The organism is Streptomyces sp. NPDC086023, from assembly GCF_044540325.1.
In the GTDB taxonomy this organism is placed as follows: domain Bacteria; phylum Actinomycetota; class Actinomycetes; order Streptomycetales; family Streptomycetaceae; genus Streptomyces.
This window is the reverse complement of sequence record NZ_JBITRX010000001.1, coordinates 361,661-374,172: the sequence shown is the minus strand read 5'-3', so window position 1 is coordinate 374,172 and position 12,512 is coordinate 361,661. Positions and strand designations below refer to the sequence as shown.

General features: G+C 73.1%; 11 protein-coding genes. 3 read left to right on the top strand and 8 right to left on the bottom strand.

What is annotated here, in order from left to right; all coding sequences use genetic code 11:
- On the bottom strand, nt 1-1,617 hold the full coding sequence (locus ACIF6F_RS01675) for a GMC oxidoreductase (protein WP_399939679.1): 1,617 nt from the start codon (nt 1,615-1,617) through the stop codon (nt 1-3).
- Between the two features lie 118 nt (nt 1,618-1,735).
- Nucleotides 1,736-2,878 (bottom strand): glycosyltransferase family 4 protein, encoded by a 1,143-nt coding sequence (locus ACIF6F_RS01670; protein ID WP_399939676.1) that lies wholly within the window; start codon nt 2,876-2,878, stop codon nt 1,736-1,738.
- A gap of 68 nt (nt 2,879-2,946) precedes the next feature.
- On the opposite strand from ACIF6F_RS01670, the gene ACIF6F_RS01665 reads away from it, so the two are divergent.
- Nucleotides 2,947-4,104 (top strand): glycosyltransferase 87 family protein, encoded by a 1,158-nt coding sequence (locus ACIF6F_RS01665; RefSeq protein ID WP_399939673.1) that lies wholly within the window; start codon nt 2,947-2,949, stop codon nt 4,102-4,104.
- 118 nt (nt 4,105-4,222) lie between these two features.
- On the opposite strand, the gene ACIF6F_RS01660 is transcribed toward ACIF6F_RS01665, so the two are convergent.
- From ACIF6F_RS01660 to ACIF6F_RS01640, 5 genes are all read right to left on the bottom strand, one after another.
- Complete coding sequence (locus tag ACIF6F_RS01660) at nt 4,223-5,422, bottom strand: hypothetical protein (protein WP_399939670.1); 1,200 nt, start codon at nt 5,420-5,422, stop codon at nt 4,223-4,225.
- A 26-nt stretch (nt 5,423-5,448) separates the two neighbouring features.
- Nucleotides 5,449-6,486, bottom strand: a complete 1,038-nt coding sequence (locus ACIF6F_RS01655; protein ID WP_399939667.1) for an NlpC/P60 family protein — start codon at nt 6,484-6,486, stop codon at nt 5,449-5,451.
- A 250-nt stretch (nt 6,487-6,736) separates the two neighbouring features.
- The gene (locus ACIF6F_RS01650) at nt 6,737-7,762 is read right to left on the bottom strand and encodes an NlpC/P60 family protein (protein WP_399939664.1); all 1,026 of its coding nucleotides are present in this window, start codon (nt 7,760-7,762) and stop codon (nt 6,737-6,739) included.
- A gap of 256 nt (nt 7,763-8,018) precedes the next feature.
- A complete protein-coding gene (locus ACIF6F_RS01645; protein ID WP_399939661.1) occupies nt 8,019-9,383 on the bottom strand; it encodes an NYN domain-containing protein in 1,365 nt (454 codons plus the stop codon).
- Between the two features lie 45 nt (nt 9,384-9,428).
- Nucleotides 9,429-9,668: a hypothetical protein gene (locus ACIF6F_RS01640; protein WP_114057246.1), complete on the bottom strand. Its 240-nt coding sequence runs from the start codon at nt 9,666-9,668 to the stop codon at nt 9,429-9,431.
- A 168-nt stretch (nt 9,669-9,836) separates the two neighbouring features.
- On the opposite strand from ACIF6F_RS01640, the gene ACIF6F_RS01635 reads away from it, so the two are divergent.
- A complete protein-coding gene (locus tag ACIF6F_RS01635) occupies nt 9,837-10,547 on the top strand; it encodes a rhomboid family intramembrane serine protease (protein ID WP_399939658.1) in 711 nt (236 codons plus the stop codon).
- Nucleotides 10,544-10,825, top strand: coding sequence for an Lrp/AsnC family transcriptional regulator (locus tag ACIF6F_RS01630; protein ID WP_399939655.1), 282 nt, complete (start codon nt 10,544-10,546; stop codon nt 10,823-10,825). Before ACIF6F_RS01635 ends, ACIF6F_RS01630 begins: the two co-directional genes overlap by 4 nt.
- A 103-nt stretch (nt 10,826-10,928) precedes the next feature.
- Here the strand turns inward: ACIF6F_RS01630 and ACIF6F_RS01625 are convergent, their stop codons facing one another.
- Complete coding sequence (locus ACIF6F_RS01625) at nt 10,929-12,371, bottom strand: aminotransferase class V-fold PLP-dependent enzyme (RefSeq protein WP_399939653.1); 1,443 nt, start codon at nt 12,369-12,371, stop codon at nt 10,929-10,931.
- Nucleotides 12,372-12,512: the final 141 nt, after the last annotated feature.

The window sequence follows — 12,512 nt, the reverse complement described above, 5'->3', positions numbered from 1 at the left end:
TCAGCGCGGGTCCTCGGCGAGGACGCGGGCCATGTTCCGCTCGGCCAGCGCGGTGATGGTGACGAACGGGTTGACGCCCAGCGAGCCCGGGATCAGGGAGCCGTCCACCACGTACAGGCCCGGACACCCCCGGGCCCGGCCGTAGCCGTCGGTGGCCTCGCCGAGCACGCAGCCGCCGAGCGGGTGGTACGTGAAGGTGTCGGCGAAGGCCTTGTTGTCGCCGAAGAGGTCGTACCGGTACATCGTCACGTTGGTGCGGTTGATCCGGTCGAAGAGGCACTTGGCGGCGTTCACCGAGGGCGTGTTCTGGCCGCGTGACCAGTGCAGCCGTGCCGAGTCGGTGGCCGGGTCGTAGCTGAAGGTGCCGCGCTCGGGGTTCTTCGTGATGGCCAGGTACATGCTGATCCAGTGCTCCAGGCCCATCGGGAGCGGGGCGATCTCGGCGAACACCGGGTTGGCGGCGTTGTCCCAGTCGTCGATGCCCAGGGCCGGCATGGTGGCCTGGTTGACGCCCACGGTGTCCCACAGGTGGTTGGCCCGGGCCGTCATGATGTTGCCGTTGCCGCCCCAGTTGGTGCCGACCCGGGGGCTGAGGCCGGGCAGGGCGCCGGTCTCGCGGGCGCGCAGCAGGATCTCGGTGGTGCCGAGGCTGCCCGCGCCGAGGAAGAGCTGCCGGCAGCCGATCTCCTTCCGCTCGACGACCGCTCCCGTGAGGTCGATGCGGTGCACGGTGAGGACGTACGTGCCGTCGGGCTCGCGGCGTACCGCGACCACCTTCTGGAGCGTCTCGATGGTGACGTTGCCGGTGCCGAGGGCGGCGGCGAGGTAGGTCTTGTCGAGGCTCTTCTTGCCGTGGTTGTTGCCGTAGATGACCTCTCCCGCCAGGGCGGACTTCGGGACCTGGCCCGCGGCCTCGCGCTGCATGTAGCCGAAGTCGTAGACGTTGGGCACGAACACGGTCTTCAGGCCGGTGTTGCGGGCGTGCTTGCGGGAGACCCGGGCGAAGCGGTACCACTCCGTGGACTCGAACCAGCCGGGGTCGATGTCGTTGACGCCGAGCATCTGCCGGGCCCGCGGGAAGTACGTCCCGTACATCTCGTCGGCGTCGACGGACGGCAGCACCTCGGAGAAGTACGAGCGGCGGGGCGTGGGCGCCATGCCGCCGTTGACCAGAGAGCCGCCGCCCACGCCGCGGCCCACGAAGACGGACATGTCGCCGTAGCCCACCCGGTCGAGGACGCCGGGATAGGGGGTGATGTTCTTGTTGACCAGGTCCAGCCACAGGAAGGTGGCCAGCGGGGCCTCGGTGCGGTTGCGGAACCACATGGAGCGGTGGTCGGGAGCCGTGGTGGTGTTGAAGATCCTGCCGTCGGAGCCGGGGGTGTCCCAGAGACGGCCCATTTCGAGGACCACGGTCCGTACGCCTGCCTGGCCCAGGCGGAGGGCGGCCACGGCGGCGCCGTACCCGGAGCCCACGACGACGGCCGGGGCGTACGAGGCCGCGGCGGGCTCGGCCGCGGCCTCCGAGGACAGGCCGATTCTGGTGAAGCCCAGGGCCGCCGCGGTCTGGAGGGCGCCGAGACCCAGGAGGTGACGGCGCGTCAGTTGAGGTGTCATGGCCGCATCATGGGCGGAATCCAGCCTTCCGCCCATATGCGGTGTTGACACAGATCTGAGTGACAGTCAGATCCGGGCGCGGATCACGACCGGCGCCCGGCGACTTCGGAGAAGGGACTCAGAGCAGCTCCCGGAGGCGGTCCGCCAGGAGGTCCCAGCGCCACTTCTCCTCGACCCAGGCCCGGCCGCGCTCGCCCATCCGGGCCCGCAGCTCCGGGTCGAGCAGCAGCGTCGCGATCCGGTCGGCCGACTCCTCCGCGTCACCGCCCCGGACCACCCAGCCGGTCTGCCCGTCCAGCACCGCGTCCGGGGCACCGCCCGAATCTCCGGCCACCACCGGCAGCCCGGTGGCCGAGGCCTCCAGGTAGACGATGCCCAGGCCCTCCACGTCGAGCCCGCCGCGCCGGGTCCGGCACGGCATCGCGAAGACGTCGCCCGCGCCGTAGTGCGCCGGCAGCTCCGCCCAGGGCACCGCCCCGGTGAACCGCACCGAGTCCGCCACGCCCGTACGGGCCGCCAGCTCGCGCAGGTCCTTCTCGTACGGACCACCGCCCACGACCAGCAGCACCGCGTCCGGCACCCGCGCCAGGATCCGGGGCATCGCCTCGATCAGCGTGTCCTGGCCCTTGCGCGGCACCAGCCGCGAGACGCACACCACGACCGGCCGGTCCGCCAGGCCCAGCCGCTCCCGGACCTCGTCCCCGCCCGAGCCCGGGTGGAAGGTCTTCTCGTCCACGCCCGGCGGCAGCTGCACCATCCGCGCCGCGGCAGCCGGCGTCAGCGCGGACGCGATCCGCGACCGCGTGTACTCGCCGAGGTAGGTGAGGGTGTCGGTACCCTCGCCGATGCGCCGCAGCAGCTGCCGCGCGGCGGGCAGCTGCGCCCAGCCGGCCTCGTGGCCGTGCGTGGTGGCCACGAGGCGCTTCGCCCCCGCGCGGCGCAGCGCCGGGCCCATCAGCCCGAGCGGTGCGGCCGCGCCGAACCACACCGACTCGCAGCCGTGCTCGCGCAGCAGCGCGACGGCCCTGCGGGTCACCCGGGGCGTGGGCAGCAGCATCGTCGTACGGTCCCGGACCACCTGGAAGGGCTGCTCGGCGTCGAAGGCCGCGGTGGCCTCCCGGCCCTCCGCACCGTGCTTCCAGGTGGAGGCGTAGACGACGATCCGGTCCGGGTCCAGGCGCAGCGCCATGTTGTGCAGGAACGCCTGGATGCCGCCCGGGCGCGGCGGGAAGTCATTGGTCACGATCAGCGTCTTGTGCATCGCCTGCGACAGTACCGAACGGCCGCGCCGAATCGCTCCCGGCCCCGGCCACACGGCAAAATGGCTCGATGCTCTTGACCGTCTGGTCGGCCACCCGGGCCCTGCTGATGCTCTTCGTCCTGAAGGTCCTCACCCTCCCGGGACCCGACGTGACGACCGACGTGTCCGTGATCTACCAGGGCTGGTACGAGGTGCTGCGCACCGGCTCGTTCCCCCTGGACGACGTCACCTGGCAGTACCCGCCGGGTGCGGCGGTCCCCGTCCTGGCGCCGGGGATGCTGCCGTTCCTCCCGTACCCCACGGCCTTCTTCGTGCTGGCGCTGCTCACCGACGCGGTGGTGACGCTGCTGCTGGTACGGGCCGGGCGCCGGCCGGGGCGGCGGCGGGCCGGGGCCTGGACGTGGGTGGTGGGACTGCCGCTCCTCGGGCCCACCGCGTACGCCCGCTACGACCTGATGGTCACCGCGCTGGCCGTGGCCGCGCTGCTGGTCCCCCGGCTGCGCGGGCCGCTGATCGGGCTGGGGGCGCTGGTGAAGGTCTGGCCCGTACTGCTGCTCACGGGGGTGCGGGCGCGGAGCGTCTGGGTGTCGGCGGGGGTGACGGCCGCGGCGGTGCTGGCGGCCTTCACGCTGCTGATGCCCGGGGCGCTGGCCTTCCTGGCCTTCCAGCGCGACCGGGGCACCGAGGTGGAGTCCCTGGGCGCCCTCGTCTTCCACGTGGCCCGGCACTTCGGGTGGGAGGGCGAGGTGATGATGAACTACGGGTCGGTGGAGTTCCTCGGCCCGTACGTGCCGCTGGTCAGCCGGGCCTCCATGGCCCTGACCCTGCTGTCCTTCGCGTGGCTGCTCTGGTGGCGCTTCCGGGCGCGCGCCTTCGGCCCGCACACCATGGCTGACGCCGCCTTCGCCGCGGTGCTGCTGTTCACGGTCACCAGCCGGGTGATCAGCCCCCAGTACCTGCTGTGGCTGGTGGGCCTGGCCGCCGTCTGCCTCACGATGCGGTCCTCCCGCATGGAACCCGCGGCCCGGGTCGTGCTGGCCGCCGCCCTGGCCACCCTGCTGGAATTCCCCCTGGGCTTCTCGCACGTGGTCCACAGCGACGCCCTGGGCATCACCGTCCTCCTGATCCGCAACGCCCTCCTGGTCACGGCCACGGCCCTCGCCTGCCGGGCCCTCTGGCGCGACACGGTCCCCTCCGGCTCCTGCCCGGCCCGGACCCACGCCTGAGGCCCGCTGGGGCTGGTGGTGCTGGCCGTGGCTGGATGGGTGCGGGCCGTTCCCGGCCCTGCGGCCGGGGGCGGCCCGCACCCCCTCAGCCCCGCCCTGCCCAGCCCAGCGCAGTCCCTCAGTCGTTCTCCTCGTCGCCCTCGCCGTCACCACTGCCGCCCCCGCCCAGCTGCTCCTGCATGTACTCCCGCCAGTCCGCCGTGAAGGCCTGTTCGTCCGTGCCCAGGACGTTCGCGAAGGCGGACTGCGGGGAAGTGGCGGCGGCCTCGTAGAAGGCGATCAGTTTGTCGCGGCCCCAGTGCTGCTCGATCATGCGGTTGGCCAGCCACGCCGACTCGTACGCCCTCGCCAGGCGCTCGCTGTCGCCCGCGAAGGAGAACTCCCCCGCCGCCGGCAGCCGGGTCGGGGCGGTGCCCGCCCGGACCGCGCGGGCCAGGGCGGGGGCCACCTGGGCCGGTGTGCGGCCCGTGTCGCGGTACGCCACCCAGTCGGCGAAGCCCTCGGAGAGCCACAGCGGGGTGTGGGAGGTCGTGGCCCCCCGCGTCGCGACGTGCGCGGTCTCGTGGGTGAGGACCACCTGGCGGCCCAGCGCGCCCAGCTGTCCGTAAGCACCGGGGTTCACCGTCACCCGGTCTCCCGGACTGGTGGTGACCGCGGCCATCCCCCCGTACGACCCCGCCGGCGAGCCCAGCAGCGCGGCCATCGCGTCGAGCGAGGACGGCACCTGGACGACCACCCGCTCCGGCCACTTCCCCGGCCAGGCGGAGGTCACCTCGGGCACCGCGCGGTCGGCCGTCTCCGCGACCCCCTCCAGGGTCCCCCGCCCCTGCCCCACGCCCAGCACCAGCGACCGCGCTCCCCGCACGGCGGTGACCGGGCCCTGGTCCCACAGCTGCGGATGGGCGCCCGCGCCGGGCCGGTCGGAGACGACGTACCAGCGCCCGTCCCGCTTCGCCAGTTCCAGCTCGCGCGGCGAGGTCACCGCGACGCCGTCGTACCCGGCGAGCCGGTAGCGCAGCTCGGCGGCGACGAACGCCCGGTTGCCCTCCCTCTTCACCCCGAGCACCCCGTACTCCCAGGCGGCGAGCGGCACCTGCGCGAGGTTGCCGTAGGCGGTCCGCGCCTCCGGGCGCCGGTCCAGGGACAGGTACCGCGCCTCGTCGCGGGCCAGCTGCGCCGCCGACCAGTCGGCCACCACCCGGCGGACGGACCGGCCGTCGTCGGTGCCGGCGGGAGCGGTGCCGCCCGCGGTGCATCCGGCGACCAGCCCGAGCAGCAGGAGCAGCCCCACCAGCGCGCGCAGACCCGTACGTACCACGTGCCCGATCGTACGTCCGTACGGGCTCAGACTCGTGTCACCCCGGACACCGGCATCATCCCGACGGGGTCGTAGCGCACCGGCGCCCCCGGGTAGGGCGCGTGGACGACCTGGCCGTTGCCGACGTACATGCCGACGTGGCTGGCGTCCGAGCGGTAGGTGATCAGGTCGCCGGGGCGCGCCTCGGACAGCGGGACCTGGCGGCCGGCGTGCCGCTGGGCCTGTGAGGTGCGCGGCAGCGCGACCCCCGCCTGCCGGTACGACCAGACCATCAGCCCCGAGCAGTCGAAGCCGGAGGGGCCGGTGGCGCCCCAGACGTACGGGCGGCCGACGGCGGCGCGGGCGGCCATCACGGCGGCGGCGGCCCGGCCGGAGGGGGCGCTGCCGCCGGAGATCTCGGGCAGCGCGCCGGCCCGCCCGGAGGAGCGGTTGGCACGCTCGAAGGCGGCCCGCTCCTCGGAGGGCATCTCGTTCAGCAGCCGCCGGGCGGCGGCGAGTTTGCCGGTGACGGAGCGCTTGTGCCGGGCGACGTCCGAGCGCAGCCGCTCCAGTTCGGCGAGCTTGCGGGAGCCCTCGGCCCGCTGCTGGGCCAGCTTGCGCTGCGCTTCGCGCAGTTCGTCCAGCCTGTCGGCCTGGCGGCTGGTCAGCCGGTCGAGCGCTGCGGCCTTCTCCAGGTAGCCGTCGGGGTCTTCGGAGAGCATCAGCTCGACGGACGGGTCGACGCCGCCGGCCCGGTACTGGGCTCCGGCGTAGCTGCCGAGGACGCCCCGCATGGTGTTGACGCGCTGCTGGCCGCGGGCGACGGCCTCCTGGACCTGGCGGACCTCGGCGCGCAGCCGGCCGGCCCGCTCGCCGGCCTTGTTGAACCGCTCGGTGGCCTGCTCGGCCTCCTCGAACAGCCGGTCCACGCGGGCCCGGGCGCTGTCGGCCGGCTCCGCCGGCGCGGCGCTCGCGGGAGCCCCCGACATCGCTGCCGCGGCGGTCGCGGCAGCGGCGGCGGACAGGACGGTGACCCTGGTACCGCGGTCCAGGCCCGAGGATACGGACCGACGATGGGACGCCACAGGAAGCCGCACTCCCTTCCGCTGGCGCGGGGACCGGGTCCGTCCCCCGTGGACGGCCGTGTGCCGGGTCTCCGCGCGGGGCGACCCTAGCCGCGGGCGCGCGCCCCGGCCAACGACCGGTTTCGGCACGCACAGTGACGCCCCGCCGGAGAACACAGGTCACCGGCGGGGCGTGGGGTCAGCTTCGGGTGTCGCAATTCGCCCGGATGGGCGGGTGCCGGCGGGTCGCCGTCCGTTCAGCGGAGCGGGATCAGATCCGGACGCCGAACTGCGGGCTCATGTAGCTGATCTTCTCGTACTTGACGCCGCCGCGCGGGTTGGAGGCGTGCAGCGTCATGCCGTTGCCCGCGTACAGGCCGACGTGGTGCAGGTCGGAGTAGAAGAAGACCAGGTCGCCCGGCTGGAGCTGGCTGATCGGGATGCGGGTGCCCTCGTTGGCCTGGGTCCAGGTGGTGCGGGTGATGCCCACGCCGGCCTGCTTGTAGGCCCACTGCGTCAGACCGGAGCAGTCGAAGGCGTTGGGGCCCTCGGCGCCCGAGATGTACGCCGAGCCGAGCTTGGTCTGGGCGGCGGCCAGGGCGGCGCCCGCGCGGCCCGAGGGCTTCACGTTGCCGAGGTCGGGGCGGCTGGCGCCGCTGCGGTTGGCGCGGCCCTCTTCCTGGTCGAGCTTCGCCCGCTCCGCGGCCGTCAGGGTGTTGAGGAGCTTCTGCGCCTCGGCCAGCTTGGCCTGGACGGCGGCCTTCTTCTCGCTGAGCTCCTTGCGGGTGTCGGCGAGGTCCTTGAGCTTGCCGGCGGCCTGGGCGCGCTGCTGGGCGAGGGCGCGCTGCTTGGCCTGGATCTTCTGGACCGACTCGACCTGCTTGGCGCTCAACTGGTCGAGCACGGCCGCCTTGTCGAGGTACTCGTCCGGGTCGGCCGAGAGCAGCAGCTGTATGGAGGTGTCGACCCCGCCGGACCGGTACTGGGCGCTGGCGAGCGAACCGAGCGCGTTGCGCATCTCGTTGAGCTCGCCCTGGCCGCGGGCCACCTTGTCCTGGAGCTCGCCGATCTGCTTCTGGAGCTTGTCCTGCTGCTCCTTGGCGCCGTTGGCCTTCTCGGTCGCCTTCTCCGCCTCTTCGTAGAGGGCGTCGACCTTTGCCTTCACCTCGTCCTTGCTCGGCTTGGCCGGGGCGGCCTGAGCGGACTGGGAGGCGAGGGCGACGGCCGCGGCGGCGGTTGCGGTGAGCACGGTCACACGAGCGCGGGTCGGCTGCTTGGGTCGACGGTGGGACGCCACGGGGGCGAGCTCCTTCTTCCTAGAGCCGCCGAACAACGCAGTCTCGGCGGTACCTCCGCCCGCCACCCCGAATGGGTGATCAACCGCACGAAGGTTTGATGCCAGACCCTAGTGACCTTCCTGTGATCACTTCAAATCCTGATGAGCAAAATCTCGCGCGCCGACCAGCTTCTTTACCTACAGCGCACGCTCCGTGGCGGCCACTTGACGGTCCGTCCCAGACACGTCCAGCCAAATCGGGCATTAGCCCCAGTAGTTACGAGAGGCGCGAAAGCCTCTTCAGCAACAAGGCGGACGCAACGGGCCGCGCCCCCGCCTTGGCCACTCCGTCGGCCACCTCGCGGTCGGTGGAGACCACGACCACCGGGCGCCCCGGCGGCTCGGCGCGCACCAGCTGACGGATCAACTCGTCAGCCGTCACACCGGGCTTGGAGAACAGCACCCGCACCCCGCGCGGCGGCGCGAGCAGCACCGGCGCCGCCAGTTCCGCGCCGTCGAAGACACAGGTCATCTCCGCGCCGGTCTGCGCGGCCAGCACCGAGAGCCCGCCCAGCAGCCGCAGCCGCTGCTTCTCCAGCGGCATCGTCGGGTACCCGGTCTTCGTCACGTTGTAGCCGTCGACCACCAGGTGCGCCTGGGGCAGCGCCAACAGCTGGTCCAGCAGCGCCGGATCGGTCTCCGACAGCGCCCGCGCCGCGATGTCCTTCGGCGTCATGCGCCCGGGCTCCACCGCGTCCACGGTGTCGGCCGGCCGTACCGAGGCCGGCGGCAGCGCCAGCTCCCGGCGCAGCCCCTGGGCCGACTCCAGCACGGTGTCCAGCAGCAGCCGCAGCCGCATGTCCTCGATGCTGCGGCCCTCGCGCGCCGAGCGCCGGCTCGCCTCCAACGCCGCTTCGACCTCGGCCAGCCGGGACTTCAGCCGACGGGTCTCGCTCTCGGCCGCGGCCACCTGCGCCGCCGCCTCCGACCGGATTCCGTCGATCTCCGCGGTGACCTTGCGCAGCGCGGCCTCGCCGCGCTTGACGTCGTTCTGGGCGCTGCGCAGCTTGCGCTGAAGCGATTCCGCTTCCTTGCGGGCGGCCTCCAGCTCCTGCCGCTGCTGCTCGCCGCCGGTGCGCTGGTGCTCGCGCAGGGCGGCCAGTTCCTCCCGCAGCCGCTCCAGCTCCCGCTGCGTCTCCTCGCCCGCCCGCTCGGCGTCGACCCGCTGGGCCTCCTCGCCCGCGGCGGCGACCAGCTTGACCCACCCGGCCGGGCGCAGCACGTACGCCACCGCCGCCACGTCCAGCGGGTCGGCGGCGGCCGGCGGCGCCCCGGACTCCAGCGCACCGGCCAGCTCGGCCTGCGTCTCCTTGAGCCGCTCCCCGATCCTGCCCCGGAACACCGGGTCGCTCTCCAGCGCCGCGGCCATCGCGTTGCCCGCGAACCTGGCCCGCCGCGAGGGCGTGAAGCGGGCGTACTGGCGCAGCTGAGCCGGGAGGTCCGCGACCGTCAGTCCGCCGAAGGCGTCCGAGACGAACGCGACCACCCGACGCCGCACGCCTTCCGGCAGAGGCCGGTCGAGCGCCTCGGCACCGCCGCCGGCCGCACCGGCCGGCTCAGCGCCGCTCGCAGGCTCCACCATCCGTCACCCCTACCGTCAAAACCGTCGTAAAGGGCGGCCGCTCCCTCAGGAGTCGGCGCCCGGCCTGTCCACGAGCTCGATCTGGTCCACCGCGTTGCACCAGCGGCAGCGGACCGACTCGATGGTCTCACTCACCACCTCGCGCTCCTCGACCTTGGGCTCACCCGCGAGGTCGAGGTGGACGTACTCGACCACCTTGGACGAGCGGGTCACGTCGAACCGGGTGAGGTTGCCGCACAGGGTGCAGCGCCAGCGGGTCGTGGCGGTCGGCAGGGGAACCGTCATCGGGCCGTCTCTCTCCTTCTGGGACTTCGGTGCGTGTTGCTTGCGTGCTCTCTTCCGTACCGCTCGTAACCCTACGGCCTGTCGCGACCACCGGGTGGAGCCCCGTCCTCCATGCGAGACACGGCGAGGCAAGCTGTCCCGGTCCGTCCCATACGAGATGCTCTGGTCATGATCGTAAGGTGGGGAACCGTCCGGGGCTCGCTGGTCACGCACACCCTGATCGCCGCCTGCACCGTGCTCTTCCTGCTCGGTCCGCTGTCGGGCTTCGACCCCCTGTACGGCACCGGCGACGAGCTGCTGGCCGCGCAGACGGAGTACCTGCACCGCTGGGGGGTGGTGCCGGACGAGCTGTTCGCCGGCTCGGGCCGGGCCGCCCTGACCCCGCTCACCGCGCTCTTCGTGCACGGCAACTGGCTGCACCTGCTGGGCAACATGCTCTTCCTCTATGTCTTCGGCGTGATGACCGAGGAGCGCATGGGCCGCCTGGAGTTCGCCTTCTTCTACCTGGTGTCCGGATACCTGGCGCTGCTGGCGTACGCGGCGGCCAACGCCGACTCCCCGCAGACCCTCATCGGCGCCTCGGGGGCCATCTCGGCGGTGCTCGGGGCCTTCCTGTGCCTGTTCCCGCGGGCCCGGGTGACCAGCCTGGTCCCCGTACTCCTCTTCCTGCCGCTGCGCTTCCCGGCCTGGATCGTGCTGGTGTTCTGGTTCGCCCTCCAGTGGGTGGCCGCGAACCGGGCCGGAAGCGGGCCGGGAGTCGCCTACCTGGCCCACCTCGTGGGCTTCTCGATCGGCTTCCTCTACGCCTGGGGGCGCTACCGCCGTACGACTAGAGTGAAGGACCCAGCCACGGCCACCGAGGGAGACAGCCAGCCGTGATCACCGCCCTTGTGCTCATCAAGACCAGCGTGGACCGCATCCCCGAGATCGCCGAGTCGATCGCCGCGTTGGACAACGTCAGCGAGGTCTACTCCGTGACGGGCACCTACGACCTGATCGCGATGGTCCGCGTCGGGCGCCACGAGGACCTGGCGGACATCATCCCCGGCAAGATCAGCAAGATCCCCGGTGTCGAGGCCACGGACACGCACGTCGCCTTCCGCACCTACTCCCAGCACGACCTGGAGGCCGCCTTCGCGATCGGCCTCGACGCCTGACCGCTCGGGACGCCCCCTCCCGGGCATGCCGGTGGCGGGCCACCAGGGCCCGCCACATCGTGCACGAGGATCGGGAACGGACCGTCGGGTCCGTGAACGACGGTCAGACCGCCGGGACGCAGCGGCCCTCCTCCGTGCGGTACTGCCACTTGGCGCCGTCGGTGACCAGTTCGCGGACGGCGCCGACGAAGCGCTCCACGTGCTCGTCGGGGGTGCCGGCGCCGAAGCTGACGCGGATCGCGTTCAAGCTGCGCTCGCCCGGGGCCGCCTCAGGCGCCCCGCACTCGCCCGGCTCCTGCGGCCCGCTGCCCAGCAGCGTGCGCACCAGCGGGTGGGCGCAGAACAGGCCGTCGCGGACGCCGATGCCGTACTCGGCCGACAGTGCGGCGGCGAAGTGGGAGCTGTTCCAGCCGTCCACGACGAAGGAGATCACGCCCACGCGGGGCGCGTCGTCGCCGAACAGCGACAGGATCCGCACCTCGGGCACGTCGGCCAGGCCCTCGCGGACCCGCCGGACCAGCTCCTGCTCCCGCGCCACCAGCCGGTCGAAGCCGGCCTCGGTCAGCGCCCGGCAGGCCGAGGCGATCGAGTAGACGCCGATCACGTTCGGCGAACCGGCCTCGTGACGGGCGGCGGTGGTGTGCCACTCGACGTCCACGCCCCCGGCGCCCTCCCCGCCGACGCGCCGGGTCACCTTCCGGGAGGCACCCCCGCCGGCCAGGTACGGCTCCGCCTCCTGGAGCCAGTCCGCGCGGCCGGCCAGCACGCCCGAGCCGAAGGGCGCGTACAGCTTGTGGCCGGAGAAGGCCACCCAGTCCACGTCCAGCTCCGTGACGGAGACCGGGTGGTGGGGCGCCAGCTGGGCGGCGTCCAGCACGATCCGCGCGCCGTGCGCGTGGGCCGCGGCGGCCAGTTCCCTGACCGGCCACAGCTCGCCGGTGACGTTGGAGGCGCCGGTCACGCAGACCAGGGCGGGGCCGTGGGGGTCACGGTCGGCCAGCGCGCGCTCCAGGGTCTCCACGGCCTGCTCCGGGGTCCGCGGGGCATCGAGGCAGGTCACCCGCGCGTCCCGCCAGGGCAGCAGCGAGGCGTGGTGCTCGGTCTCGAAGACGAACACCTGGCAGCCGGCCGGGAGCACCTGCGCCAGCAGGTTGAGCGAGTCGGTGGTGGACCGGGTGAAGATGACCTGATCGGACGGCCGGCAGCCGAGGAACTCGTGCACCGTGGCCCGGCTCTGCTCGAACAGGTCGGTCGACAGCTGCGACAGATACCCGGCGCCCCGGTGCACGCTGCCGTAGTACGGGGCGTACGCGGCCACGTCGTCCCACACCCGCTGGAGCGCGGGGGCGCTGGCCGCGTAGTCCAGGGCCGCGTAGGTGACCTCGCCGCCGGTCACCAGCGGCACGGTCACGTCGCGGCCGAGCACGGGCAGCGGCCCGTCACAGCAGGCGTCGGCCCCGGTCGGGGCGGCGTCGGTGGAGGTGGCGGAGGCGGTGACGGAGGCGGTGACGGCGGTGGCAACGGCGGCGTTCGGGTACGCGGACATGACGGTGTCTCCCGGTGGAGGAAGGGCGGATGGCTTCGTTCGGCCCGTACGCGGGTACGCCGCAGCGGCACGTGGAGTACGGGAGTTGCCTCGACGCACGGGGACGCGGAAGTGCCGCGGGACCGTACGGAGGGGTGAAGA

Bases quoted from the DNA above. Each gene is read 5' to 3' on its own strand.
- ACIF6F_RS01675 (WP_399939679.1), bottom strand. From the start codon at position 1,617: ATGACACCTCAACTGACGCGCCGTCACCTCCTGGGTCTCGGCGCCCTC.
- ACIF6F_RS01670 (WP_399939676.1), bottom strand. From the start codon at position 2,878: ATGCACAAGACGCTGATCGTGACCAATGACTTCCCGCCGCGCCCGGGC.
- ACIF6F_RS01665 (WP_399939673.1), top strand. From the start codon at position 2,947: ATGCTCTTGACCGTCTGGTCGGCCACCCGGGCCCTGCTGATGCTCTTC.
- ACIF6F_RS01645 (WP_399939661.1), bottom strand. From the start codon at position 9,383: ATGGTGGAGCCTGCGAGCGGCGCTGAGCCGGCCGGTGCGGCCGGCGGC.
- ACIF6F_RS01640 (WP_114057246.1), bottom strand. From the start codon at position 9,668: ATGACGGTTCCCCTGCCGACCGCCACGACCCGCTGGCGCTGCACCCTG.
- ACIF6F_RS01635 (WP_399939658.1), top strand. From the start codon at position 9,837: ATGATCGTAAGGTGGGGAACCGTCCGGGGCTCGCTGGTCACGCACACC.
- ACIF6F_RS01625 (WP_399939653.1), bottom strand. From the start codon at position 12,371: ATGTCCGCGTACCCGAACGCCGCCGTTGCCACCGCCGTCACCGCCTCC.